The organism is Paenibacillus sp. FSL L8-0663, from assembly GCF_038008125.1.
GTDB classification, from domain to species: Bacteria; Bacillota; Bacilli; order Paenibacillales; family Paenibacillaceae; genus Paenibacillus; species Paenibacillus polymyxa_D.
This window is the reverse complement of sequence record NZ_JBBOYM010000001.1, coordinates 3,438,756-3,465,567: the sequence shown is the minus strand read 5'-3', so window position 1 is coordinate 3,465,567 and position 26,812 is coordinate 3,438,756. Positions and strand designations below refer to the sequence as shown.

General features: G+C 45.3%; 24 protein-coding genes. 19 read left to right on the top strand and 5 right to left on the bottom strand.

Features of this window, described 5'->3' with window-relative positions; genetic code table 11:
• Positions 1 to 107: 107 nt before the first annotated feature.
• From adhE to MKY75_RS15020, 8 genes are all read left to right on the top strand, one after another.
• On the top strand, positions 108 to 2,720 hold the full coding sequence (adhE, locus tag MKY75_RS15055) for a bifunctional acetaldehyde-CoA/alcohol dehydrogenase (protein ID WP_029517233.1): 2,613 nt from the start codon (positions 108 to 110) through the stop codon (positions 2,718 to 2,720).
• A 328-nt stretch (positions 2,721 to 3,048) separates the two neighbouring features.
• Positions 3,049 to 5,310: a formate C-acetyltransferase gene (gene pflB / locus MKY75_RS15050; RefSeq protein ID WP_165147081.1), complete on the top strand. Its 2,262-nt coding sequence runs from the start codon at positions 3,049 to 3,051 to the stop codon at positions 5,308 to 5,310.
• Positions 5,311 to 5,361: 51 nt separating this feature from the next.
• Positions 5,362 to 6,120, top strand: coding sequence for a pyruvate formate-lyase-activating protein (pflA, locus tag MKY75_RS15045; protein WP_029517235.1), 759 nt, complete (start codon positions 5,362 to 5,364; stop codon positions 6,118 to 6,120).
• A 219-nt stretch (positions 6,121 to 6,339) separates the two neighbouring features.
• A complete protein-coding gene (locus MKY75_RS15040; protein WP_340885777.1) occupies positions 6,340 to 8,562 on the top strand; it encodes a copper amine oxidase N-terminal domain-containing protein in 2,223 nt (740 codons plus the stop codon).
• Positions 8,563 to 8,815: 253 nt separating this feature from the next.
• The gene (locus MKY75_RS15035; protein ID WP_039270917.1) at positions 8,816 to 9,307 is read left to right on the top strand and encodes a Fur family transcriptional regulator; all 492 of its coding nucleotides are present in this window, start codon (positions 8,816 to 8,818) and stop codon (positions 9,305 to 9,307) included.
• Between the two features lies 1 nt (position 9,308).
• Positions 9,309 to 9,599 (top strand): membrane protein insertion efficiency factor YidD, encoded by a 291-nt coding sequence (yidD, locus tag MKY75_RS15030; RefSeq protein WP_029517238.1) that lies wholly within the window; start codon positions 9,309 to 9,311, stop codon positions 9,597 to 9,599.
• A 414-nt stretch (positions 9,600 to 10,013) separates the two neighbouring features.
• Positions 10,014 to 12,032 carry a methionine--tRNA ligase gene (gene metG / locus MKY75_RS15025; RefSeq protein WP_029517239.1) on the top strand — a complete coding sequence of 673 codons (2,019 nt, stop codon included), beginning with the start codon at positions 10,014 to 10,016 and terminating at the stop codon, positions 12,030 to 12,032.
• Between the two features lie 160 nt (positions 12,033 to 12,192).
• Positions 12,193 to 12,909 carry a cytochrome c biogenesis CcdA family protein gene (locus MKY75_RS15020; protein WP_029517240.1) on the top strand — a complete coding sequence of 239 codons (717 nt, stop codon included), beginning with the start codon at positions 12,193 to 12,195 and terminating at the stop codon, positions 12,907 to 12,909.
• Here MKY75_RS15020 and splB read toward each other — a convergent pair.
• Positions 12,902 to 13,966 (bottom strand): spore photoproduct lyase, encoded by a 1,065-nt coding sequence (gene splB, locus MKY75_RS15015; protein WP_023989268.1) that lies wholly within the window; start codon positions 13,964 to 13,966, stop codon positions 12,902 to 12,904. The two genes, MKY75_RS15020 and splB, sit on opposite strands and share 8 nt — an antisense overlap.
• Positions 13,967 to 14,218: 252 nt before the next feature.
• Between splB and mntR the strand changes: the two genes are divergently transcribed.
• The 3 genes from mntR (at position 14,219) to MKY75_RS15000 (ending at position 17,608) form a co-directional block, all read left to right on the top strand.
• A complete protein-coding gene (gene mntR / locus MKY75_RS15010; RefSeq protein WP_029517241.1) occupies positions 14,219 to 14,644 on the top strand; it encodes a transcriptional regulator MntR in 426 nt (141 codons plus the stop codon).
• A 136-nt stretch (positions 14,645 to 14,780) separates the two neighbouring features.
• Positions 14,781 to 16,523 (top strand): family 10 glycosylhydrolase, encoded by a 1,743-nt coding sequence (locus MKY75_RS15005; protein WP_340885775.1) that lies wholly within the window; start codon positions 14,781 to 14,783, stop codon positions 16,521 to 16,523.
• A 95-nt stretch (positions 16,524 to 16,618) separates the two neighbouring features.
• Positions 16,619 to 17,608 carry a patatin-like phospholipase family protein gene (locus tag MKY75_RS15000; RefSeq protein ID WP_165147072.1) on the top strand — a complete coding sequence of 330 codons (990 nt, stop codon included), beginning with the start codon at positions 16,619 to 16,621 and terminating at the stop codon, positions 17,606 to 17,608.
• Positions 17,609 to 17,727: 119 nt separating this feature from the next.
• Here the strand turns inward: MKY75_RS15000 and MKY75_RS14995 are convergent, their stop codons facing one another.
• The 4 genes from MKY75_RS14995 to MKY75_RS14980 all read right to left on the bottom strand — a co-directional run bounded on the left by MKY75_RS14995 (position 17,728) and on the right by MKY75_RS14980 (position 20,479).
• Positions 17,728 to 18,048, bottom strand: coding sequence for a hypothetical protein (locus MKY75_RS14995; protein ID WP_029517244.1), 321 nt, complete (start codon positions 18,046 to 18,048; stop codon positions 17,728 to 17,730).
• Positions 18,049 to 18,055: 7 nt separating this feature from the next.
• Positions 18,056 to 19,048, bottom strand: a complete 993-nt coding sequence (locus tag MKY75_RS14990) for a DUF1385 domain-containing protein (protein ID WP_029517245.1) — start codon at positions 19,046 to 19,048, stop codon at positions 18,056 to 18,058.
• Positions 19,049 to 19,213: 165 nt separating this feature from the next.
• A complete protein-coding gene (locus MKY75_RS14985; RefSeq protein WP_340885772.1) occupies positions 19,214 to 20,215 on the bottom strand; it encodes an ABC transporter substrate-binding protein in 1,002 nt (333 codons plus the stop codon).
• Positions 20,216 to 20,350: 135 nt separating this feature from the next.
• A complete protein-coding gene (locus MKY75_RS14980) occupies positions 20,351 to 20,479 on the bottom strand; it encodes a hypothetical protein (protein ID WP_340885770.1) in 129 nt (42 codons plus the stop codon).
• A gap of 21 nt (positions 20,480 to 20,500) precedes the next feature.
• Here MKY75_RS14980 and MKY75_RS14975 point away from each other — a divergent pair, with 21 nt between their 5' ends.
• The 8 genes from MKY75_RS14975 to spoIIIAD all read left to right on the top strand — a co-directional run bounded on the left by MKY75_RS14975 (position 20,501) and on the right by spoIIIAD (position 26,810).
• The gene (locus MKY75_RS14975) at positions 20,501 to 21,082 is read left to right on the top strand and encodes a YqhR family membrane protein (protein ID WP_340885767.1); all 582 of its coding nucleotides are present in this window, start codon (positions 20,501 to 20,503) and stop codon (positions 21,080 to 21,082) included.
• Between the two features lie 81 nt (positions 21,083 to 21,163).
• Positions 21,164 to 22,237: a M24 family metallopeptidase gene (locus MKY75_RS14970; RefSeq protein WP_340885765.1), complete on the top strand. Its 1,074-nt coding sequence runs from the start codon at positions 21,164 to 21,166 to the stop codon at positions 22,235 to 22,237.
• Positions 22,238 to 22,270: 33 nt separating this feature from the next.
• Positions 22,271 to 22,828 (top strand): elongation factor P, encoded by a 558-nt coding sequence (gene efp, locus MKY75_RS14965; RefSeq protein ID WP_029517249.1) that lies wholly within the window; start codon positions 22,271 to 22,273, stop codon positions 22,826 to 22,828.
• A gap of 194 nt (positions 22,829 to 23,022) precedes the next feature.
• Positions 23,023 to 24,276: an aspartate kinase gene (locus MKY75_RS14960; RefSeq protein WP_029517250.1), complete on the top strand. Its 1,254-nt coding sequence runs from the start codon at positions 23,023 to 23,025 to the stop codon at positions 24,274 to 24,276.
• A 413-nt stretch (positions 24,277 to 24,689) separates the two neighbouring features.
• Positions 24,690 to 25,685: a stage III sporulation protein AA gene (gene spoIIIAA / locus MKY75_RS14955; RefSeq protein ID WP_069012729.1), complete on the top strand. Its 996-nt coding sequence runs from the start codon at positions 24,690 to 24,692 to the stop codon at positions 25,683 to 25,685.
• Positions 25,678 to 26,196 carry a stage III sporulation protein SpoIIIAB gene (gene spoIIIAB, locus MKY75_RS14950; protein ID WP_029517252.1) on the top strand — a complete coding sequence of 173 codons (519 nt, stop codon included), beginning with the start codon at positions 25,678 to 25,680 and terminating at the stop codon, positions 26,194 to 26,196. The genes spoIIIAA and spoIIIAB overlap by 8 nt, the downstream gene beginning before the upstream one ends.
• A 12-nt stretch (positions 26,197 to 26,208) precedes the next feature.
• Positions 26,209 to 26,412 (top strand): stage III sporulation protein AC, encoded by a 204-nt coding sequence (spoIIIAC, locus tag MKY75_RS14945; protein ID WP_010345636.1) that lies wholly within the window; start codon positions 26,209 to 26,211, stop codon positions 26,410 to 26,412.
• A gap of 8 nt (positions 26,413 to 26,420) precedes the next feature.
• On the top strand, positions 26,421 to 26,810 hold the full coding sequence (spoIIIAD, locus tag MKY75_RS14940; protein ID WP_340885763.1) for a stage III sporulation protein AD: 390 nt from the start codon (positions 26,421 to 26,423) through the stop codon (positions 26,808 to 26,810).
• Positions 26,811 to 26,812: the final 2 nt, after the last annotated feature.

Sequence of the window (26,812 nt, the reverse complement as noted above, 5' to 3'; positions counted from 1 at the left end):
AAATTTTAAATAGATTGTGAAAAAAATCACAATATATCTTGAAAAGCTGTGTTACGATCAGTGCGTGAACAAGAGATAGTACACGAGATAACAGGAGGATGAGGGAAATGGCTGTTAAAAACGAGGTTATTCAAAAAGAGCAAAGCGCAGAGCAGTATATTCAAACGCTGATTGACCGGGGGAACCGGGCACAGCAAGCTTTCATGAGTATGAATCAGGAACAGATTGACGAAATCGTACAAGCTATGGCACTCGCAGGGATGGATAAACACATGTACCTGGCGAAGTTGGCTGTTGAAGAAACAGGACGCGGTGTGTACGAGGACAAAATCACCAAAAACATGTTTGCAACAGAATATATCTATCATAGTATCAAAAATGAAAAAACCGTCGGTGTCATTGAAGACAATGATTTTGACAGTTTTCAAAAGATAGCAGAGCCAGTCGGTATTATCATGGGGATCACTCCAGTGACAAACCCGACTTCGACTACGATGTTCAAAGCGCTGATTGCCATTAAAACACGTAACCCAATCATTTTCGGTTTCCATCCATCTGCTCAATCGTGTAGTGCGGAAGCAGCCCGCGTCTTGCTCGAAGCAGCTGTTAAACATGGTGCTCCGGCCGATTGTATTCAATGGATTGAAGCACCTTCGATGGATAAGACCAATGTATTGATGAACCACCCTGATGTGGCGCTAATTTTGGCAACTGGTGGATCAGGCATGGTTAAGGCAGCTTATAGCTGCGGTAAACCAGCACTTGGTGTAGGTCCTGGTAACGTGCCTTGCTTTATTGAAAAAACAGCAGATATCAAACAGGCCGTGAACGATCTTATCCTCTCGAAATCTTTTGATAACGGTATGATTTGTGCTTCGGAGCAAGCGGTTATTATCGAAGAGCCAATCTTCGAACAAGTGAAAAAATTGATGATCGCTAACGGTTGCTATTTTGTAAATAAAGAAGAAGCAGCTAAGCTCACTCAAGGAGCTATGAATGTCGAGAAATGTGCAGTGAACCCAGCTATTGTCGGGCAGTCTGCTGTGAAAATTGCTGAAATGAGTGGTATTACAGTACCAGCAGGAACTAAAATTTTGGTCGCTGAGATTGAAGGGGTAGGAACAAAATTCCCATTGTCTGCGGAAAAATTGAGTCCTGTATTGGCTTGCTATAAAGTAAAAAATGCGGAACAAGGTATTCAACGCGCTGCTGAAGTCGTGGAATTCGGGGGCATGGGTCACTCGTCCGCTATTCATTCGAACGATGAGGATGTTATCGCTCGGTTTGCAAACCGTTTGCAAACAGGACGTATCATTGTAAATGCACCTTCCACACATGGTGCGATTGGCGACATTTACAACACCAATCTTCCTTCGTTGACACTTGGTTGCGGTTCGTACGGTCGTAACTCGACTTCGTCGAACGTATCGGCAGTCAATCTGATTAATGTGAAAAGGGTGGCGAAACGGACGGTGAATATGCAATGGTTCAAAGTACCTTCCAAAATCTATTTTGAAAAAAATTCGACACAGTATCTTGCTAAAATGCCTGATATCACACGTGTAGCTATTATCACAGACCCTATGATGGTACAACTGGGATATGTAGATCGTGTTATTCATTATCTGCATCAGCGCCAAACACCAGTAGCTATCGAAGTGTTCTCTGAAGTAGAGCCAGATCCATCGACAGTTACGGTAGAACGTGGTACTGAAATGATGAGACGTTTCCAACCGGATTGCATCATCGCACTGGGCGGCGGTTCGCCAATGGATGCCGCTAAAGGCATGTGGATGTTCTATGAATATCCAGATACTGATTTCAATAACTTAAAACAAAAATTCATGGATATCCGTAAACGGATTTACAAGTACCCACGTCTGGGCCAAAAAGCACAATTTGTAGCTATCCCTACAACATCGGGTACAGGTTCCGAAGTTACATCGTTCGCAGTAATTACGGACAAAAACCTGGGCGACACGAAGTACCCACTGGCTGACTATGAGTTGACTCCTGATGTGGCAATTATTGACCCAGTGTTTGTATATTCGCTGCCTAAAACAGCTGTAGCGGACACAGGTATGGACGTTCTGACACATGCTATCGAGGCTTACGTGTCCGTAATGGCTAATGACTACACAGATGGTCTGGCAATTAAAGCCATTCAATTGGTATTCCAATACCTAGAACAATCGGCTCTGACCGGTGATAAGCTGGCTCGTGAAAAAATGCATAATGCTTCCACACTTGCTGGTATGGCGTTTGCTAATGCATTCTTGGGCATTAACCACAGTCTTGCACATAAATGGGGTGGACAATACCATACAGCGCATGGCCGCACGAATGCCATTTTGATGCCGCACGTTATTCGTTATAATGCGAAAAAACCGACAAAATTTGCTTCGTTCCCTAAATATTCGCACTTTGTTGCGGATGAGCGTTATGCAGAAATCGCGCGCATACTGGGACTGCCTGCACGCACCACCGAAGAAGGGGTTAACAGCTTGATCGAAGCGATCCGTAAAATGAACAAAACACTCGGTATCGAGGAATCGTTCCAACAAATCGGTTTCGATGCGAAAGATTTCGAATCACGTGTAGATTATCTGGCTGACCGCGCATTTGAAGATCAATGTACAACTGCGAATCCTAAGTTGCCACTGGTTACTGAGTTGGCTGATGTCTATCGCAATGCCTTCTACGGACGTTTTGACCAATAATATAATAGGTAAGAAGAGGCTTGTGAAAAAGCATTTTCTCGTTCAATACCGATGCAGGCTCTCTATATAGAGGGCCTGTTGGTTTGGGAAGGGAGGTGAACGGCAAGGCTAAGGATATAGGTGCGAAGCTAGGGAAAATAAAGTGACAAAAATCACTCATATTGTGATTTTTGTCACATACTACACTCTATCATTATTCTACAATAAGGGTGTAAGAAAGGTCCCGACACTGAGCGTAAGGCATCGGTGAACAGGCCGGGCTCAAGAAATAGCTTTATCGTGAAAAAAATCACAAGTCCGGAAGACCAAACAATTTGGAGGGATTTACATGTCGGTGATTGAGAGAGAATTACAAGAGCAACAATCTGGCTGGAGAGGTTTTAAAAAAGGCAAATGGACTAAAGAAGTCAACGTCAACGATTTTATTGAAACCAATATCTTACCTTATGTTGGCAATGAAGAATTTTTGGTTGGTCCTACGGCCAACACAACTGCATTGTGGGATATTGTATCCGATCTTACCAAAAAAGAGTTGGCAAACGGCGGCGTGCTTGATGTAGACGTGAATACGCCATCCACTATTATTTCACATAAACCGGGTTATCTAGACCGGGATAAAGAGCAAATTGTCGGTGTACAAACAGATGCTCCATTCAGACGTTCTTTACAGCCGTTTGGCGGAATTCGAATGATGATCGACGCTTGCAAAGCCTATGGTTTTGAAGTGCCAGAAAGTATCATTGATATCTTCACTCATATTCGTAAAACTCACAACCAAGGTGTATTTGACGCTTATACAGATGAAATGAGAGCGGCTCGTAAAGCTGGTATCATTACTGGTCTGCCAGATGCATACGGCCGTGGTCGTATTATCGGTGACTATCGTCGTGTAGCTTTATACGGTGCAGACTTCTTGATCCAAGATAAAAAGCTGCAACTGAAAAGCCTTGAAGTTGATTCCATGGAAGAAGACGTAATTCGTCTGCGTGAGGAAATTTCCGAGCAAATTCGTGCTTTGAATGAACTGAAACAAATGGCTGCTGAGCACGGTTTTGATATTTCAAAACCTGCTAACAATGCGAAAGAAGCTTTCCAATGGGTATATTTTGGATATCTTGCAGCAATCAAAGAACAAAATGGTGCAGCAATGTCCTTAGGACGTGTATCTTCCTTCCTTGATATTTACTCTCAACGTGATATGGAAGAGGGTACAATGACAGAAGAACAAGCTCAAGAACTGGTCGATCATTTTGTTATGAAATTGCGTATTGTTAAGTTCTTGCGCACACCTGACTATAATGAACTGTTCAGTGGAGATCCAACTTGGGTTACTGAGTCCATTGGTGGTATGTCCGTAACTGGAGAAACTCGGGTAACTAAAAACAGCTTCCGTTTCCTGCACACCCTCTACAATCTGGGACCTGCACCGGAACCGAACCTGACTGTACTGTGGTCGGAAAAATTGCCTGAAGGCTTCAAAAAATATTGTGCGAAAGTTTCTATTGAAACTAGCTCCATTCAGTACGAGAATGACGATCTGATGCGTCCGATTTATGGAGACGACTACGGTATTGCTTGTTGTGTATCGGCAATGAAAATCGGTAAACAAATGCAATTCTTTGGTGCTCGTGCTAACTTGGCTAAAGCTCTGCTGTATGCAATTAACGGTGGTAAAGATGAAAAATCTGGCGTCCAAGTAGGGCCTGAATTCCCAGCCATTACAGGTGAAGTTCTGGATTATGAAGAAGTGTTGAGTCGCTTCAAACCTATGATGGAATGGTTGGCCAAACTGTATATGAACACTTTGAATGTTATTCACTACATGCATGATAAATATAGCTACGAACGCATTGAAATGGCGTTGCATGATCGTGATATTCTCCGCACCATGGCTTGTGGTATTGCGGGTCTGTCAGTTGCTACCGACTCCTTGAGTGCCATTAAATTTGCAAAAGTTAAACCAATCCGTAACGAAAAAGGGATTGCTGTTGACTTTGAAATTGAAGGCGAATACCCTTGCTACGGTAACAACGATGACCGTGTAGATAACATCGCTGTGGAACTGGTAGAGAGCTTCATGAGCATGATTCGCAAGCATAAAGCTTATCGTAATGCGCTTCCTACTCAATCTGTACTGACTATTACTTCTAACGTGGTGTATGGTAAGAAAACAGGTACAACACCGGATGGACGTAAAGCAGGCGAACCGTTTGCACCAGGGGCAAACCCAATGCACGGCCGTGATAAAAAAGGTGCTTTGGCATCTCTGAGTTCCGTAGCCAAATTGCCTTATGAACACAGTCTGGATGGTATCTCGAACACCTTCTCTATCGTGCCTAAAGCACTGGGTAAAGAAGAAGAAACACGCAAAACAAACCTTGTTTCGATGATGGATGGCTATTTTGGAAGCCACGCACATCATCTGAATGTCAATGTGTTTGCTCGCGAACAACTGTTGGATGCAATGGAACACCCAGAAAACTATCCACAGCTGACGATCCGTGTTTCCGGTTATGCCGTTAACTTTATCAAGCTGACTCGTGAACAACAATTGGATGTTATTAACCGTACTTTCCACGGTACAATGTAAATAAGTATTACAATGACGCACGCATAGCGGATGCGGGAAGGATGATGCAACATGTTGAAAGGACACATACACTCATTGGAAACCTTCGGGACCGTCGATGGTCCCGGCATCCGCTTCGTGCTCTTTATGCAAGGATGCTTGTTGAAATGTCAGTATTGCCATAATCCGGACACTTGGGCCTTGAATGAAGGCAATCCAATGACCCTAGAGGAAGTATTGGCTGAAATTGAACCGTATTTAGCCTATTACCGTTCTTCGGGAGGCGGATTGACCGTATCCGGTGGAGAACCGACATTGCAAGCTCATTTTGTAGCAGAGCTGTTCAAAGAAGTGAAACGTCGCTGGAATTTGCACACGACACTGGACAGTAATGGCTTTAATGATGCGGGCCGTATCCATGATCTGCTGGACGTAACAGACTTGGTGTTACTTGATATTAAGCATATTGACAACGACAAGCATATTAAGCTTACAGGCAAGTCCAACGACCGTATGCTAAGCACAGCTCGCTGGTTGTCTGAGCAAGGGCGTAAAATGTGGATTAGACACGTATTTGTACCGGGTATTCATGATGACGAGCAAGATTTATTGAATTTGGGACGGTTTATCGGAACGTTGAACGGAGTCGAGAAATTCGAAATTTTACCTTACCATCAAATGGGTGTTTACAAGTGGGAAATGCTCGGTAAGGAGTATCCGTTGGAGGGAGTTCCATCTCCTACAGACGAAGAAGTTCAACGTGCTTACCGACTCATTGAAGAGGGTCGTCTGGAGACTGCAGGAAAGAATGCTGTCTGTCGTCCATCATAATGTAAATGGTGCAAAAGCTATTTCTTAGTAATGAAGCCGCCGCCACATCAGGTCAGATGGGTGGCGGTTTTTTGTTGTAGAATTTTTTGCAGTCACAGGAGAAAGTTCCCTTTTTTTCATGATAAGCAAAATTTCCAGAAACTTTTTAACAACTGACGCGTCTAATAGTATGACTTTTTACGGGAATGATAATAATTTGGTGATAGAAGGAGACAGACAATGAATTTCAAGAAATGGACCATGCTCACCGCTTTGGCGGTAGCTCAGGTGGCCGCAGTAGCCCCTGTAGGAGCAGAAGCAGCATCAACAACCGTTCAATCCACCGATTCGGTTAGCGCACAGCAGGCTCAGACCAATGTTGCTGATTCCAGCGTTCAGAATAGTATCGGAGCTCAAGAGGGAACAGGCACACAAAACAACACGGTAACACCAGATAACACAGGCGTAACCAATGATCCATTGACTGGCCTACCTACGGATACAACCAACGGATCGAACGTATCCAATGATGTATACGGTGGAGACGGAACGATCACCAATCCTGGTGGAGCTCCAACAAACATGGGTGCTAATCAACTGATTTTGTATTTAAACAGCGCGAAAATGGAACAAAACGGACAGGTGTATACGGCAACTCAGCCGATGACTGTTAAGGACGGAGTTTCCTATGTAGCTATCCGTTCACTTGTCAGCCGTGTCGGATTGCAGTTTAGTTATGACACTGCCACCAAAGAAACCGTAATCACACAAGGAACAAATGTCATGCGCTTCAAAACAGACAGCAAGGTTTATACGGTTAACGGTGAAGCCAGACAAATGAAGGGACCGGCTTTTCAGCAAAAGAACGTATTTATGGTGCCGTTGACCTCGATTACACAGGCCTTAAATATTCCTTATACTGTGAATAATACGACTAAACAAGTTATCATGGATTTGAATCAGAAGCCTAAAGCTTCCTTCACGGTTCAGCAAAAAGATATCTATGCGGGCGAAACCCAAGTTACGTATTTGACGAAGGAATCTTCTCCTACAGGTCTACCGATTGTGAACCAACGTTGGGAAGGTAAGCAGGACGTATTTCAGGAGCCGGGTACATATGTAGTTACCTATTCTGTTCTTGACTCTGCTGGAAACTGGAGTGATCCTTACTCAGTTACAATTACAGTAAGACCGCCGAACCAACCGCCAGTCGCTCTGTTTACTACAGATAAAAAAGAGTACAAGATGGGTGAAAAGATCACCATTACGGACCTGAGTACGGATGATGAGAATGCTATTACTAAGCGTGATTGGGAGAACAAGAAACTTGCCTTCTTCCAACCAGGTGATGTAACGATTACGTTAACCGTGACTGATAAGCACGGCGCAACAGGTACCAAAAGTGAAACGATTAAAATTACGAATGAACTGCTGTACAACGAAGATGATTTCAATAAAATCTTCACACCATATGGTGATAAATATACAGTAGACGGCAGTCAGGTGCCTACCATGGCTACCATTCCTTTGACAACTACATCTTCACCGCGTCTTTTGATCCGTGCTAACAGCCCGGAACGTGTATTTCAGGACGGTATTGTGTATCAGGAAACCGGATCAGGAAGCACGCGCATACTCGTCCATCATGTGAATGAAACGGGTCGAGATGTGAAAATGTACGTGATTGCAACCAACAACAATATTACTCCTGCCAACATGAATGTCGAAAATTCCGGTTTTGCCGGACCATCTGAATTTGCAACAGCTGCGGGTAAAGTCTCGATTCAACGATATTTTCAATCCATGCAGGATGGAAGCAAGCGTTCTAGCACAGTTCTAAATCCTGGCGAAAGTCGCATTGTTTTACAGGATCTGAACGCACAAAAAATCAAGCAAAAACAAGTCATTTCTCTGTTATCCGATTTATATACGGATCAACCTATTCAATACACGGTTATTGTGTTAGATGCAAATACAGATCCGTTGACCGTGTTGCCTACTTTGGCAAAACTGCCTAAGGACGGTATTCATAACCGTGGAACGTACGCTAATTCGGATATCTCACTCAATTATACCGAAGAGGTTGGTAAAACAGCTCAACGTATCGTTCTTGGCGATAATAAGGTAGACCCGAACCTGATTGGTACGGATGGTCTGGACGGCTCTTCTGCTTCCAATGCCGGTAATTTTGGTGTTGTATATAAAGTTAAATTGGATCATGTAGCGCCGTATTCACTGATTACGTTCAACCCGCGTGGAGGCGAATATTCCGGCTATGCGATGGTAAACAATCAGGTTGTGGGTATCCCGACAAACGGCTCGGTATGGGCTCCAAATGAGATGAGTGTGCTGTATCGCACAGGGCATATCGAGGAAAGTGTAGAGATGTATTTCACTGCTGCTGCAGGAAGTAACTTGCCGGTTTCCGTAGTAGTTATGCCTTTACCAGCTATTAAAAATTAATATGAATTAACCGGTACTGTTTACCGGCTTAGACCTTGGGTCTCGTCATTCACCGTTTAAAAGTCGATGTCACTTGCAGAATATAGGCGTTCTCCTGCTGCGAATTTGATCGTAGCGCTGGAGAGCGTCTTTTTCTTATGTATAGATGCGAATATCTCTTATAATATTGACTTTAATCGTGGTATAATAAATAGATGCAAGCCTAAGCCTGCATCAGAAAACCTGAAACTACAGACAGGGGAGGGTGAAACGCATGCTGACAAAGGATGAGATTATTGCAACAATGTCCGCTCAGGGGCTGCGTATTACAGATCAGCGCAAAACGTTGGCCACGTTATTTTCCGAGAATGAAGGGTATCTGTCCCCCAAAGACGTTTATGAATATATGGGTAAGAAGTACAGTGGACTTAGCTTTGATACAGTTTATCGTAATTTGCGTGTAATGCAGGAATTAGGTGTGCTGGAACAGGTATCTTTTGAGGATGGAATGAAGTTCAAGGTGAGCTGTAATGAGCATCATCACCATCACCATATGATTTGCTTGAGCTGTCAGAAAACATTACCGATTTCTTTTTGCCCAATGCAAATGACGGATACAACGGATCAATTCCAAATCGTCGAGCACAAGTTTGAAATTTTTGGTTATTGTAAAGAATGTCAACAGAAGAATGGACATACTGATAGTAATTCGGATGGGGGATTCAGACAGACGAGCAGTCACACTCACAGCCACGGGGGCTACTGAAATGAAAATCACCACACGCAGAGTGGTACAGGCTCCGATTAAGTTTTATCGTTCCTATATTTCACCGTTAAAGCCGGCTACCTGCCGATTCTATCCAACGTGTTCAGCGTACGCGTTGGAGGCGGTAGAAGTGCATGGTGCGCTCAAAGGTTCATGGCTTGCTACTAAGCGTATAGCCAAATGCCATCCCTTTCATCCAGGAGGCGTAGATTTGGTTCCTCCTGCAAAAAAGGAGACAGACAGGTCTAGCGAAGATCGTTTGGCTACTCATTCCGAGAAGAGTCTGACTTGACAGCGCTATGCGGATTTCGTTATATTTTGGTTAATATTGTTTTCCTGCGAAGGGATGAGTAGGGTGAATTGTCCAGTACAGAGAGCCGGGGTTAGCTGCAAACCGGTCTGGAGCGAAGCCTGAATATGGTCCTGGAGGAACCTTTTTCGAGCGTATTTGCCACAGTTATTTGTGCACGGGAGGCAAACGTAAGGGGGAGGCGTGTTCCAGCGTTAATGGGCGGTCAGATGTGACCGGTGAAGCCTGTAGTCTGCGAGGATACAGGAAAATTGGGTGGTAACGCGTGAGGTGACTCTCGTCCCATAGGGACGGGGGTCTTTTTTGTGCCCAATTTGTGCCAAATTCATAAATTGGAGTACCATCATGTCAGCAGGTCTTATCGAGCTGCCGTGAACAAAACAGGAGGCAACATACATGTCCAATGAGAACACATTTTACATTACGACACCGATCTATTATCCGAGCGACAAGCTACATATAGGTCATGCTTACACGACAGTTGCGGGAGATGCAATGGCCCGTTACAAGCGGCTACGCGGTTATGAAGTGCGTTATTTGACAGGAACGGATGAGCATGGTCAGAAGATTGAGCAAAAGGCAAGTGCAGCTGGCAAAACGCCACAACGTTTCGTAGATGACATTGTGGCAGGCATCCAAGACCTGTGGCGGAAGCTCGACATTTCCAATGACGATTTTATCCGTACTACGGAGGAACGTCATAAGGCTGTCGTACAGGAAATTTTTGATCGTTTATTAAAACAAGGCGATATTTACAAGGGAGAATACGAAGGCTGGTACAGCATCCCTGACGAGACGTACTACACAGAAACTCAGCTGGTTGACGTGGTGAAGGACGCTAAAGGCAATGTGACTGGAGGTAAGAGCCCGGATAGTGGGCACCCTGTAGAATTGGTCAAGGAAGAGAGCTACTTTTTCCGCATGAGCAAGTATGCTGATCGGTTGCTGCAATTTTATGAAGAGAACCCGCAGTTTATCCAACCGGAATCCCGGAAAAAAGAAATGATTAACAACTTCATCAAGCCGGGGCTAGAGGATCTGGCTGTTTCCCGTACAACTTTTGACTGGGGTGTTAAGGTCAAGGGGGACCCGAAGCATGTCGTATACGTTTGGATTGACGCACTTTCCAACTACATCACAGCCTTGGGATATGGTTCTTCTAATACTGAGCTGTACGATAAATTTTGGCCAGCAAATGTGCATATCGTGGGTAAAGAGATTGTACGGTTCCACACGATATATTGGCCAATCATGCTGATGGCATTGGATCTTCCGTTACCTAAAAAAGTATTTGCACATGGTTGGTTACTTATGAAAGATGGTAAAATGTCGAAATCTAAAGGCAATGTGGTAGACCCGGTAACGTTGATTGACCGTTATGGTCTGGACCAACTTCGATACTACTTGCTGCGCGAGGTGCCTTTTGGGGCAGATGGAACATTTACACCAGAAAGTTTTGTAGATCGAGTTAATTCGGATTTGGCAAATGATCTGGGCAACTTGTTGAATCGTACCGTGGCGATGGTAGATAAATATTTTGACGGCAAGGTTCCGGCTTATGAAGCAAATGTAACAGAATTCGACGGAGCTCTGGAAGACATGGCAACATCGACTTATAGCAAAGTAGAAGAAGCCATGGAAAACATGGAGTTTTCCGTGGCATTAACGGCGATTAGCCAATTTATTAGCCGTAGCAACAAATATATTGACGAGACGCAACCATGGAATTTGGCTAAGGATGAGGCAAAACGTCGTGAATTGGCATCGGTTATGTTGCATTTGGTAGAAAGCTTGCGCATCGCTTCCATCTTACTTCAGCCATTCTTAACCCGTGCTCCTCATAAAATTTGGGAACAGCTCGGTATTAGCCAAGGTGAGCTGACTACATGGGATAGCGGCAAGCAGTTTGGTCGTATTCCGGAAGGAACACAGTTGGTCAAAGGTAATCCGATCTTCCCACGTCTGGATTCAGAGCAAGAGGTTGCTTTTATCGTGGAAGCAATGACAGGAGGTAAGAAACCAGAGGAAGCTACGACACAAGTTCAACCACAGAATGCATCTGAGACGAGCCAGGAAGCGCCGGAGGCAAAGGAAGAGATTGGCATTGAGGATTTTGCCAAGGTAGAACTGCGCGTTGCTCAGGTCGTCGCTTGCGAGCCTGTGAAGAAGGCAGATAAACTGTTGAAGCTCCAACTTGATCTTGGTTATGAGCAGCGGCAAGTAGTATCAGGGATTGCGAAGTTTTATACACCTGAAGATATCATTGGGCGCAAGGTGATCTGTGTGACCAATCTTAAGCCGGTAAAACTTCGGGGAGAGCTGTCGCAAGGTATGATTTTGGCAGCTTCACATGGAGATCAGCTTACGCTCGCCACCGTACCGGAAGGTATGCCGAATGGTGCAGTTGTAAAGTAGTACGCTAGTTAATAAAAGAATGTAATGAGCGTATGCCCGAGAATCATTCTTCTTGGGCATGCGCTTTTTGGCGTGCATCATATTTTGCTCCCGCTACACGTATGTTTAATAGGCAGGGCTTGTTTGCTCGTGTTCACTTAAGACAGGGGAGGAAATGAGGATGACAGATATTAACGCCGGATTGGCGATCGTAGCCGGACTGGTTTCTTTTTTTTCACCGTGTTGTTTACCGCTGTATCCATCTTATTTATCGTATATGACAGGGATGTCTGCGCGTGAACTGGCTGAAGGACGGCATAAGGCCGAGGTTCGTTATCGTACGATGGGGCATACACTTGCTTTTGTACTGGGCTTTTCGGTCGTTTTCTATTCACTGGGTGCAGGTGTCGGGTTGCTTGGAGAATGGTTTGCCAATTATGGGGATACGCTAAGAGTGGTAGCAGGGTTACTTATTTTACTAATGGGACTGGTATCTCTCGGTGTGGTAAGTCCTTTGATTCTAATGAGGGAGCATAAGCTTCGCTGGACATGGAAGCCTGCCGGGTACGCCGGTTCCTTTGTAATCGGAATTGGTTTTGCGGCAGGCTGGTCGCCCTGTATCGGTCCCATGCTAACAGCTATTATCGCTTTGGCTGCAGTAGAGCATCACATTTGGTTCAAACTGATTACAGGCTATGCGCTCGGGTTTGCGATTCCATTTTTTGTATTAGCTTTGCTGGTAGGCTCTGTTCGGCTATCCTCTCGCTATACCTCCATCCTCATCAAAACAGGTGGCATACTACTTGTTATCACTGGCATTTTACTGGTAACGGATCATATGACCGATGTAACGCTATTTTTACAACGGATTACCCCGGGTTGGATGCTAGTTATGTGAAATACTCAATACGACTTAAAGGAAAATGTTCAAAAATACGCTCTGTGATAAACTCTCGCAGTGCATTTTGCTGTTCATCGGGATAAACGTATTTGTTTTGTCCCCAGCGTCCCCATTTTTTCTTGCGTTTCTCTATGTCCATCTCCAGCTTGGTTTTCGGATAACGTTTCTCGATGACAGCTTTGGATGTTTTGGTGAAGCGATGCTGTATTAATTCGAACGTCAAATCTTTTGTAGCATGCTGGGGCAAGGTTTCTCCCAATTTGCGCAGTAACTCGCCGTAACCTTCTTCCCAGCCGTCATACCAGATGATGGGTGCAATGATGAACCCCAGCGGATAACCGGCTCGTGCGATTTTGCCCGCGGCTTCAATACGTTCCTCGAAGCGGGAAGTTGCAGGTTCAAACTGTTTAATAACATAATCGGAATTAATGCTAAAGCGGATGCGAGTATGACCATTATGTTTAATATCCAGCAATGGATCAACATGATGATATTTAGTAACAAAACGCAGACGGCCAAATTCCTCATCTGCCATGAAACGAATCAAGTCTCCAAGCGTTCCGGTGATATGCTCCAAACCAACCGGATCGGAGGTACAAGCTGCTTCAAAACGGGTAATTTCAGGCGCACGCTCCTCGATATAAGCTTTAGCTGCTGATAAGATATCGTCAGTGTTGACATATACACGAATATACGGCTTTGCTCCCAAGGTTGTTTGTAAATAACAGTAGTGACAATGCCCCATGCAACCAGTCGAAATGGGGATGGCATATTCAGCAGAAGGCTTGGATTGATCAAAAGTTAACGTTTTACGGATACCAACTACCAAAGTTTTTTTTGCCATTCGGTACTTTTCAACTTCAGTTTCACCTGGTAAATTGGTAATTCGGTTGTGAGAGGTAGTCATCCGGTACGGAATATCCTTGGCTTTAACCCAATCCATAATACGCTGGCCCTTGGGATAATTTAGTGCGTCTGGCTCAAAAAACACCAGGTCAGGCAAAAATGGCTTGGTTCCTCTGGTTTGGACAGGAGTACGCTCAAGCGTAGACATGGCTAACGCTCCTTTCAAAATAAATCCACAGTGCTCTGGTGTCCAACTTTAACATATTGCCGCAGAAGTAAACGATACAGGGACGACGATATTAGTGTACCCGGCTTAAATTGAACAAATCGTGGCAATAGATGTGAGTGAAGGGATGAGACTTGCCAATGGGCAATGATAACATGTATCATTACATAGTAGGTTTAACGCAGGAAATGAAGGCGGTAAGCGCCCGTTCAATAACAGAAAAGAGGGAAACAAGTGCCAACGCCAAGCATGGAAGATTATTTGGAACGCATTTACCAACTGATTGATGAGAAGGGATATGCTCGTGTCTCGGACATCGCAGAGGGTTTAGAGGTGCATCCTTCGTCCGTCACCAAAATGATTCAGAAGTTGGATAAGGACGATTATCTTGTATATGAGAAGTATCGGGGACTGATTTTGACACCAAAAGGGAAAAAGGTCGGCAAACGGTTGGTTGATCGCCATCAGTTATTAGAGCAATTTCTGGATATGATTGGGGTTGAGAAGGACCTGATATATAAAGATGTGGAAGGTATTGAGCATCATTTGAGCTGGGATTCCATCACCCGTATCGAAACATTGGTTGAATATTTTCGTCGGGATGAAGATCGCTTGCGCCAGCTTCATGACATACACAAGGAATTGAGTGGAGATTCCTAAAAGCATCTGTCCTTATGGACGATGCTTTTTTATTTGTCCCGACCGCAACAAATATCCGGTGATTAGCGTCTATCCATTATATAGCAGGACAAGATAGGGGTTAAAATTAACAGGGTTAGCGGAGGATTGTAATAATATGAATCGAAAGAAAATAGTGGCATTGGCTGCAGGCCTACTCTTAGCAGTGCAGACTGCCATCGTTCCTGGAGTTCAAGCAGCTCCAACTGGTGATATTGAAATTATATTGGACGGACAGTCCCTGCAAAGCGACGCGTCACCGTATATTGTACAGGGAGCCAATGTTACGATGGTTCCTTTGCGCGTGATTAGTGAGGGAATGGGCGCTCAGGTCAACTGGTCGGAATCGTCCGGTATGGTAACGATTACGGCTCAGAACAAAAATATATCTATGGAGAACGGTGCACAAAGCGCTACGGTGAATGGCAAGTCAGTTCGACTGGATGCATCTGCCCGTATGACAAGCGGGAGAGTCATGGTGCCTCTGCGTTTTGTTGGAGAAGAGTTGGGATTAAAAGTGGATTGGCAAGCTTCAGAGCGAGTCATTACGTTAAGCAGTGGTAAGGAAGGTGTCTCAACGGGTGGGAGTAGCTCAGCGGGAAACAGTGCTTCCACATCAGATACGTCTGCATCTGGCAATCAGGAGAGTGTAAGTACGGATCAGGGAGCCAGCGATAATGAGCAGACGGTTGTCACTTCACCGTCAACGTCTACTAGTGAGGACGGTTCAAGTTCTTCACAGGCAAATGTTGTTCAGGTAAAGGCTTCAACTTCCATGCGTGGGGCATGGATTTCTACCATCAATGGAGATTGGCCTTCTTCCGCTGCCCGAAGCAGCTCCGAGAAGCAAAAGCAGGAGTTTACTAAAATGCTCGATGATTTGCAGGGGATGGGCATCAATGCGGTATTTGTTCAGGTTCGTGCCAGCGGTGATGCGCTCTACCCGTCAAGTCTCGTACCCTGGAGCAAGTATTTGACCAACACCCAAGGTAAAAATCCAGGCTATGATCCCTTGAAATTTATGATTAGCGAATCGCATAAGCGAGGGATGGAATTCCATGCCTGGTTTAATCCGTTCCGTGCGAATTCTACAGGAACAACCAGCGGTTTGGCTGCAAACCATGTGGCTAATCAACACCCGGACTGGATTGTTAAGAATGGTAGCCAATTGTACATCAATCCAGGAATTCCGGCTGCACGTCAGCATGTCATTGCGGCGATTATGGAGGTCGTGAACGGATATGATATTGACGGCGTCCATTTGGACGATTATTTTTATCCTTACAGCGGGACTTTTGATGATGATGCGACCTTCAAAGCATATAATGCCAACAAAATCTCTAATAAGGGCGACTGGCGGAGAGATAATGTGAACAGTTTTGTTCGCGATTTGGGCAAAAGCATTCATGCCAGCAAGTCTAAGGTTCAATTCGGAATTAGCCCTTTTGGGGTATGGCGTAACAAATCTCAGGACTTAACGGGTTCAGACACGAAGGCAGGCGTTACAGCGTATGATACGACGTTTGCGGATGTGAGAACCTGGATTAACAAAGAATGGATTGACTATGTAGCTCCACAAATTTACTGGAGTATCGGTTTCCCTGCGGCTGGATATGACAAGCTTGTCGCATGGTGGTCCAATGAGGTCAAAAATTCAGATGTTAAGCTATATATCGGTCATTCTCCGTATAAAATCGGCACCCCTGAAAAGGGCTGGCAAACGGCTCAAGAGCTAATTAAGCAGCTTGAACTGAACAAAGATTATAAACAGGTCAAAGGGGATATTTACTTTAGTGCACAGCATTTGCGTAAAAATCCATATGGACTCATTCAGCTTCTTCAAAATTATTATCAAATGTGATATAAATTGGATCATATAGGTTCTATTTGGGCCTCCGTTCTCATAGATAAGCAGTAGAACTGCTTACTCCCAAGAGAACGGAGGTTTTTTGATCTATGCTGATCAATGCTGTGTTCCAGGGTGGAGGGGTTAAGGGAATTTCGCTGGCGGGTGCAGTTAAGGCTGCGGAGGAGCATGGAATTGTATTCAATCGTTTAGCAGGTACATCATCAGGTGCTATTGTAGCTGCTTTATTGGCTGCGGGATACTCTGCGGATGAAATGAAAGCCGTAATTGAGAAAACCCCCTTGGTCAAGTTGTTACGACGTTCTCCAGTGTTCAATATTAAGTGGATTGGACCAGCAGCTCGTATCTTTCTTAAAAAAGGTCTCTACTCAGGGGAGGCACTGGAGCACTGGGTACGTGAGCTGTTACGAGCTAAGGGAGTGCGTACGTTTGCGGATTTACCTCCTGGCAAACTGCGCATTATTGCATCAGATATCACGAATGGACGCATTCTGGTGCTACCTGAGGATATCAAACGTTTTGGTATCAATCCCTCTTCACTGGAGGTAGCCAAGGCCATTCGGATGAGCACAAGTATCCCTTACTTTTTTGATCCCGTTATGTTAAGGCTTGATTCTGCACTTGCCAAGGGAAAGACCTTTTCTCAGCAATTTATATTTGTAGTTGATGGGGCTTTACTAAGCAATTTGCCTTTGTGGCTTTTTGATGAGCCTGTAAATGAACGTGAGGCCAAAACGATTCCAACGGTAGGGTTTCAAATGGTGGGCAAGACGGGTACGGAGACCAAAGTTTCTTATATACGGGGTCCTTTGACCATGCTGCAGGCTATTTTCGATACCATGCTATCAGCACACGATGAACGATATATTGAGCAGGAGAATCGGTATCGGACGATTAAAATTCCAACATTGGGGATCCGCACTGCACAATTTAACATTTCTACAGTGCAAAGTGATTTGCTGTATGCTTCCGGTGTGCAGGCAGGGGATGCTTTTTTCCACAAATGGAGCATCACTTCTTACCAGCAGCAGTATAGCAAATACCAATTGATGAAGGATACCATGTACGCTATGAAATGAACACTAATTGGCAGTTAAAGTAATTTAAAAGGGTGTAAAAAAGGAGCCTCTTCCCGGTCATATTTGAATATGCGGGTGACGGCTCCTTTGTGCTGCATTTTAAAGGATGATTATTATCGTTAATGATATTTAGGTTGTTCTTCTTCATTTTTGCCCTTGGAACCTTCAATCACATGAAAAGGATACGCTTTGCGCTTGCCCGTAGTCTGCTGCTTACGTGCGTTGGCTGTTTTGGCCATGGTGCGCACAGAGGGTTTGATTTTGGGAGTACGATTGCTTTGTCCTGGCAGGTATTTGTATAGCAGAAATATAACTGCAAAAACAAGGACGGGAATGAGTAAACTCATGAGAAAGCCCCAACTTCCTCTCCACAGCATATCCACAATCCCATATGCACCCAAAGCAAGGGTAAGCCAGAAAATAACAGCATGTCTGTTCATTATTCACTCATCCTTTCACAGGATCAAGTGCAGGACTGTTGAAGGTCTCCTTTACAGGTACATTTTCCAACTCAGCATCCAATTCAAGCATACGCTTAAATGAGGCAATGGATACCTCCACTTGATCATCAGTCGGTTCTTTGGTGGTAAGTAGTTGCAGCCACAGACCGGGGTAACCTAAATAACGAAGTACCGGAATTTCACGAAGAGCATTGGTCAGCTTGAGAAATTCAAAAGAAAGCCCCAGTACGATCGGAAGCAGTAGAAGCCGTTGCCCCATACGCTCCCACAGATTATCGTAGGTGAATAGGGAATAGACTAGTACCCCGATGATCACGGTCAGCATAATAAAGCTGCTACCGCAGCGGTAATGCAAACGGCTGTATTTTTGCACATTGGCCGGGGTTAGTTCTTCTCCAGCTTCGAATGCCGTAATTACTTTATGCTCTGCACCGTGATATTGAAACAGTCGTTTGATCAATGGAGTTTGGGAAATGCCCCATAAATAAGCCAGCAGCAGAATCAGCTTAATGGCTCCTTCGGCGAGGTTATGCAAAATTTGGCTGTGAAACAAGCCGTCGAACAGGAAGTCTTCTACAACAACCGGAACGAGGGTTAACACAATTTTGCCGAACAAAAAGGAGATAATCCCGACTGCCGCTACACCGATCATCATACTCAGACTCCAGCGAGATTCTTCTTTTTTCTTTTGCTCAGCGCGTTCTTCCGGATCTACTTCATCATCAGCATACGCATCGGCTGAATAGTTCAAATGCTTGGTACCTTTGGCGCTGGAGTCGATGATGCTTACAATCCCCCGCAATAAAGGAATTCTGCGGAATTTGGATACCCAGGATTGCTCCTTGCGTGGTACTTCCAAATATGTGATTTCGCCAGTTTTGCGGCGAACTGCCGTGACATTGACACGCTTGCCGCCGAACATGACACCTTCAATGACTGCCTGACCACCGTAGCTCACAGGCTTGGATGCTTGTGACAACCGTCTCACCTCTCTTAATACATGCTTTTTTGTATATTGTATCGAATTTGGAAGGGAATATCTAGTTAGATGAAACTGGTGTAACCACAGGCTTATAAAAAAAGCATTTATGGAGCGTCAGACTGCTCACATAAATGCTACTCATTATAAAACTTCGGAAACAACCTATTGCGTAATTGCCCCAACAACCTGGTCAACCAGTCCTTTTGATGAGAGGGGGCCGCCAAATGTCCATGTCGTACCGTTCAGTGGATAGGTGCGTTTTTCTTTAACGAAATTCAGACCGTTCCAGACCGAATTATTTTTCATAGGTGCCCCGAAAACATCATCGTCCGGCTGCACAATATAGATAAAGTTGCTGTTCTGAACAGCAGACAGAGCTTCAATACCGACGGTTGTAAAGCCATACGGTTCAACTTTGCTTGGTTTCCAATCATTAATCATACCGATCTTCGCCAGTGTTGCCACGACGACTGAGTTATCCGAAAACATACGGAGGCTGGCCGCATTTTGCGAAGTGAAAGCTTGTGTCAGTACATAATGATAATCCGACTTGCCAGCAGCGGCGAGCTTTTCTTTGGCTTCAGCATAATGCTGATCCAGTTCGGCAAGCACCTGCTTAGCTTTTTCTTCTTTTCCCAGAGCAACTGCGATGCTATTAAAAATTTCTACCATTTTATCATGATCGTAGCCATTACCATTGTTCAGATTATATTCGATCGTAGGAGCGATGGCCTTAAGTTGCTCATAGATAGCTTCATTCCCATCAACATTGGAAATGATCAGATCCGGTTTCAATGCAGCAATTGCTTCCAGATTCGGCTCGTTACGCGTGCCGACATCGACCACGCTACTATCCAGAGCCGCCTCCGGTGTCACGTATACCTTGTAGTTGGCATTGTCAGCATTACCCACCGGCTGAACGCCCAACGCAACCAAATCCTCTGTAAATGTCCATTCCAGCACTACGACACGCTGTGCGGGCTTGTCGAGCGTGATCTCACCACTATTATGCTTTACCGTCACAGGACCGGTCGCTGTGTCAGTCGGTTTACTACCCGATGTGGCTACCTGATCTTTGTCCGATGCATTGTCGGCTGCTCCGCAACCTGCCAGAGTGAGCGTAAAAACCATTAACAATAAAATCCCGATGAATCCCTTTTTCATAGAAGCGTTCTCCCGTATATATGTTTTTATAAAATGATAATGATTATCATTTTCACCATTATATTATGATAGAGGATTGAAATTTTGTCAATGTAAAAAACGGGTCCGTACCCTCAAGTCGAAAGCTGCCATTATTCAGCATTCCTGTTCATTGTTAAACTCTCCCCCCTTGGAGCATACTACCAGCAAAATGGAATGCAGAATCCGATGGAAGTACATGCATATCCGATTGCGATAGTCTTTACGATGGGAAAAAGTTTTCATATTGAAAGGGGATTAAACAACATGAGCGAAACCTTCTCTATACCCAAGATAGGACATGAACAGGAGCAACCTCGTGGATCTCAGGATCAACGTAATCATAACGACAGTGGTAGAGGCAGGCAGCAGTCAGGCAAAATACATACGCCTCTCATTCCTTTTGCGCTTGAGTTGGGTTTTTTTTCGGGTTTGCTCTGGGGATTGCTGCGCTGGCTGTTTTATAAGTTGCACTTTACTGTAGTAGCGCCTGGCTTTCTCGCAGAGCCTTTTTTCAAGCATTCATTTATGAACACCATGGCGGGACATCTGGTAGGGCTACTGTTTTTTATTGGATTATCCGTCGTAGCTTCACTGGTGTACACTCTGTTGCTGCGCAGATTTAAGGGTCCTTTACCCGGCATTGTGTATGGCCTGATTTGGTGGGTTGTTTTATTTGTATTAACAGGTCCTAAGCTAGGGATGATGAATGCTCCTGATCGGTTAACATGGAATTCCCTGTATACGGAAATTTGTGTGTTTTTACTGTGGGGACTATTTATCGGATATACCGTTGCTGTCGAGTATACGGATGAAAGAAAGCGCGAGCCTGAGAAAGCTGAGGGCTGAACGTAACAAAAACTTCTCAAGCGCCTATTCCCTGTGTTAAAATAGCATTTGGTTATTTGACAGAGGGGAGCGGAATGAAAGATGAAGAATGACCGGGTGTTAAAGCTGCGGCAGGCGCTGGGCGAGCATAATCTGCGGGCTATGCTGATTACTAGCCCTGTCAATCGTCGATATTTGACAGGCTTCACAGGTTCGGCAGGTTATGTGCTGATTACGGAATCCCATAGCTATTTGCTGACTGACTTTCGCTATATGACGCAAGCGACCGAACAAGCCGAAGGCTTCACGGTAGTGCAGCACGCTGCACAGGTCATGGAAACGGTGAAAGAATTGCTGTCTTCCCATCAGATCAGCGAAACAGGCTTTGAGCAAGACGCTGTAACTGTTGCGACGCATAAAGCTTATAGCGAAGATTTGTCACCTATTTCACTGGTTCCGGTGTCGGGCATTGTAGAGAAATTACGGGTGTACAAGGATGCGGAAGAGCTGGAAGTGATGCAGCGGGCAGCGGATTTGGCAGATGCTACTTTTGCACACATTTTACCTTACATCAAACCAGGTGTCAGCGAGCGTGAGCTGGATCTGGAAATGGAATTCTTCATGCGCAAGCAGGGAGCTACATCCTCTTCATTTGACACAATTGTGGCTTCTGGGGTTCGTTCGGCATTGCCTCATGGCGTAGCCAGTGCTAAGTTAGTACAAGCAGGCGAGCTGATTACGTTTGATTTTGGTGCGTTGCTGGATGGCTATTGCTCCGATTTGACACGTACAGTGGCCACACAAGGGGATTTAGCGCCCCAGTTGCGTGAGATCTACGATATTGTACTCAAGGCGCAACTTCACGCACTTGAACATATTAAGCCGGGCATGACAGGCCGTGAAGCGGATGCACTGACCCGGGATATTATTGCAAGCCATGGCTATGGAGACAATTTCGGGCACAGTACAGGTCATGGTCTGGGTCTTGAAGTACATGAATCTACACGCCTGTCGAAGGCGAGTGATGATATTCTGGAGCCGGGTATGGTGGTAACGGTCGAGCCAGGTATCTATGTGCCTGGATTGGGCGGTGTACGGATCGAGGATGATATCGTTATTACAGATAGCGGCATCAAATTATTAACACATTCGAGCAAAGAATTTACAGTCGTTTAATAACGATAACAGTCCTGTAGGAGGGGTATTTTAGTGATTAACGTTAATGATTTTAAAACAGGTTTGACCGTCGAGGTAGACGGAGATATTTTTACGGTGCTGGATTTCCAACACGTAAAACCGGGTAAAGGTGCAGCATTCGTACGCTCCAAGTTGAAAAACTTGCGTAACGGTAACACCGTTGAACGTACATTCCGTGCGGGTGAAACGATCGGTCGGGCGCAAATCGAAAATCGCGGTGTATCTTATCTGTATGCTAGTGCAGACGATCATACATTCATGGATAATGAAACATATGATCAATTCACATTGTCCAGCGATCAACTGAAATGGGAACTTAACTTCCTGAAAGAAAACATGAATGTAAATATCGTTAGCTATAACGGCGAAATCCTGGGTATTAACCTGCCTACCAGCGTTGAACTCAAAGTAATCGAAACAGAACCAGGTATTAAAGGTAATACAGCTACAGGTGCTACCAAAAATGCCAAATTGGAAACGGGTTTGAATGTTCAAGTTCCTTTGTTCATTAACCAAGATGACGTATTGTTAATTGATACACGTGACGGCAAATACATGTCTCGCGCATAAAATTTGCTGCTTTTAGATTTCCTCTGTCCTTGTGAAGGGCAGGGGATATTTTTATAAGCACTAATATTAAAAAACAATGGCTCCGCACAGCACTTTCGTATTATACTGTACTAAAGTTATTCCGCAGGATGTCACGTTCAAGTCGTTGGGTGCCATCTCAAGGTTACATACTGAGTCTGAGGGAGTGAATATCGTTGTCTTTGTATGTCATGAAATTCGGAGGCAGTTCCGTCGGTGACACGGAGCGCATGAAACGCGTGGCAAAACGCGTTGTGGAGAAACAGAGTGAAGGGCATCAATGTGTAGTGGTCGTTTCCGCAATGGGAGACACGACAGACGAACTGATTGACCAGGCCAAATTGTTGAATGAGCAGTTGCCTGCACGTGAGTTGGATATGTTGATGACGACAGGTGAGCAAATTTCAATCGCCTTGTTGTCGATGGCTATTCAGCAGTTGGGTCATGAAGCGGTATCGTTTACGGGATGGCAGGCTGGTTTCCGTACTGAATCTGACTTTGGTCGAGCACGGATTACGGATATTCAACCTCAGCGTGTGCTGGATGCACTGAGCAGCAACAAGATCGTTGTTGTAGCTGGTTTCCAAGGGATGTCTGTAGAGGGAGACATTACGACGTTGGGACGTGGTGGATCTGATACGACGGCGGTTGCGCTGGCGGCGGCGATTCAAGCGGATGCCTGTGAAATTTACACGGATGTGGACGGCATTTATTCAACAGATCCACGGATCGTGAAGGTTGCTCGTAAGCTAAAAGAAATTTCTTATGATGAAATGCTGGAATTAGCTAATCTGGGTGCAGCTGTATTGCATCCTCGTGCGGTAGAATATGCCAAACATAACCGGGTACCGCTGATCGTGCGGTCCAGTTTTAACCATAATGAAGGAACGGTCGTAAAGGAGGATGCAGTAATGGAACAAGGCGTTGTAGTCAGTGGGATTGCATATGATAAAAATGTAGCAAGAATCAGTATTTTGGGCGTCGCCGATATTCCCGGCGTACTGGCGAAAGTATTTGGAACACTGGCGGCAGCCAAAATTGATGTAGACATTATTGTACAGAGCGGGGTTGAAGCTGGTAAAGCGGATTTCTCCTTTACAGTAGCTCTGACGGATCGTGAAGCGGCACTGAAGACGCTGGAAGGTATTCGTGGAGAGCTTCCGTACCGTGAAGTAACGTCTGAGGAAAACTTGGTGAAGGTTTCCATTGTAGGTGCAGGAATGGTTAGCCATCCGGGTGTTGCTGCGCAAATGTTTGCCGTACTGGCAGAGCAAGGCGTTAGCATTAAAATGGTAAGCACATCTGAAATCAAAGTATCGTGTGTAATTGAAGCGGGTAAGCTTCATGAGGTTATTCAGGCGTTGCATACAGCTTATAACCTGGACACCGAGGAGCAAGCGTTTGTGGGTGGACCGCAAGACCGTCGTTAATAACTGCAACGTGATCTAGACACTGAATATGGCTAATGTGAACGATGCTTATGACAGATAAAGGTTGATACATTATATGCCCTCTATTTATAGTTTGATAAATCATAGAATACAGCAGTAGGTTAAGAGGTTGTTCCATCAGTGAGAGTTAAACTGAGGGGCAGCCTCTTTTTTTCTGAATCTATCTTTTCTACCCAAGGGTTTCCCTTAGCCGACAAGGCTTTGAGAGGCCCTTTTTTATTTGTGCAAATTAGAGAATGGTGCTTAAACAAGCGGGAGAAAGGTCTGTTGAGCGTTGATAGGAGTTAGCAAAAGTTTGCCTAGGTTTTCAATATATTTTCGGCATAAAAAGCGAGAGTCAACCATAGACTTGTCTTAAAGAAAAATGACAACTGTGAGGGGGCTGCATCGGTATGGAATGGCTGGAGTTATTTCCCGAACCGTTGCACGGTATACTCGGAAGGCTTCCAGAAACGGTATTTGAGCAACTGGAAGAAATCCGGGTCAGGGAAGGAAGGCCGTTGGAAATTAATGCAAACGGTGAACATCATTTTGTAACGTCTGCTGGTCAGCTGACTTTGAACCATGTGGAAGCCTATAAGCCTGACCGTGAGGATGCCCACCGACTGCTGGATTTTATCAGCAATCATTCCCTCTATACGATGGAAGAGGAGCTTCGTAAAGGGTTTATTACGATCCCTGGCGGTCATCGTATTGGCTTGGCAGGGAGAACCGTGCTCAACCGAGGACGAGTGGAGCATTTGAGGGATATAAGCAGCTTTAATGTAAGAATTGCGCGTGCAATTCCCGGCATAGCTGATCGGATATTGCCTTATGTAGCAGATCGAATGTCCGGGAAAATCCGGCATACCCTCATTTTGTCCCCTCCTCAGCATGGCAAAACGACACTGCTTAGGGACTTGGCTCGGCAACTCAGTTACGGAGGGATGGAAAGCCATGGGGGGCGACGGAATGGACTCAAGGTAGGCATTATAGACGAACGCTCTGAGATCGCTGGTAGTCACAAAGGTATCCCGGGTTTTGATGTCGGGCCTCGCACCGATGTATTGGACGGATGTCCGAAAGCAGAAGGCATGATGATGATGATCCGCTCGATGTCACCGGATGTCCTCATTGTTGATGAAATCGGACGACCGGAAGATGCTGAGGCGGTGCGCGAAGCGCTCCATGCAGGCATTGCAGTCATTGCTTCCGCACATGGTCGCGATGTGGCTGAAATGGCGACCCGGTCTGCTTTTGCTGGATTAACTACAGGACAAGAGCTATTTCAACTCTACGTCATGCTGGAGCGGACGAGCCGGGGCGTCTCATTCCGACTGGCAGATGCCAAGCAACGCAGGATTACACTGTCTGGAGAAGGGCAGAATGGGGGCATCTCCTATGCTTAAGCTGCTGGGTGCAGCCTTGGTTATACTGGCCGCTACGCTGGCAGGTTGGCAACGGGCAAGGCAGTTTGCAATGAGGCCGCGGCAAATCAGGGAGTTGATTCTTGCGCTGCAAAGATTGACCACCGAGGTTTCCTACGGGGTGTCTCCGCTACCAGATGCTTTCGCCAAGACAGGAGAGCCCTTGCGAGAGCCCTTACGCACTCTGTTTCAGCAAGCCTCACGCTGGATGCACCCCTCTTTTGGCCTGACTGCCAGAGAAAGCTTGCATAAAGCCATTGAAGACTCGTGGAGCCGTTCCTCTATGAAGCAAGCCGAGAAGGAAGCGATGCGGCAGCTTGCTTACAGTCTTGGAACCAGCGACCGTGAAGACCAGATCAAGCACATTGCGTTGACCATCCAGCAGTTATCCCATGAGGAAGCGCAGGCGCAGGCAGATCAGGTGAGGTACGAGCGTATGAGCAGGAGCCTGGGACTGCTGATCGGAGCATTGATCGTCATTTTGATCTATTAGCGGGGTGCTCGAATGAATTTAGAAGTGAACGCAATTTTCCAAATTGCCGGAATTGGCATTATTATCGCTATGATTCATACCGTATTAAAGCAAATGGGCAAAGAAGACATGGCGCACTGGGTAACGGTCATCGGCTTCGTCGTGGTCCTGTTCATGGTGGTGCGAATGCTGGATAACCTTCTGCAAGAGATCAAATCTATCTTTCTTTTTCAGTAGGTGGACACATGGAAATTATTCAGGTGGTGGGCTTCTCCCTCATTGCCACAGTCCTTATTTTAGTCATTAAGGAACAGAAGCCGATGTTTGCCTTTTTGATTGCAACAGCTGCGGGAATCGTCATTTTTTTGCTGCTGATTGGGAAGATCGGATCTGTGGTTGCTGTACTGGAGAGACTGGCCCGGTCTTCAGGCATGGATATGATCTATTTTAAAACCGTCTTGAAAATAATCGGTATCGCTTATATTGCTGAATTTGGAGCGCAAATCGTTCGGGATGCAGGACAAGACGGGATTGCTTCCAAAATTGAGCTTACCGGAAAGGTACTCATTATGGTGCTCGCAATCCCGATTATCAGCATTATTATTGATACCATTCTGAAGCTGATGCCCGCCTGAGG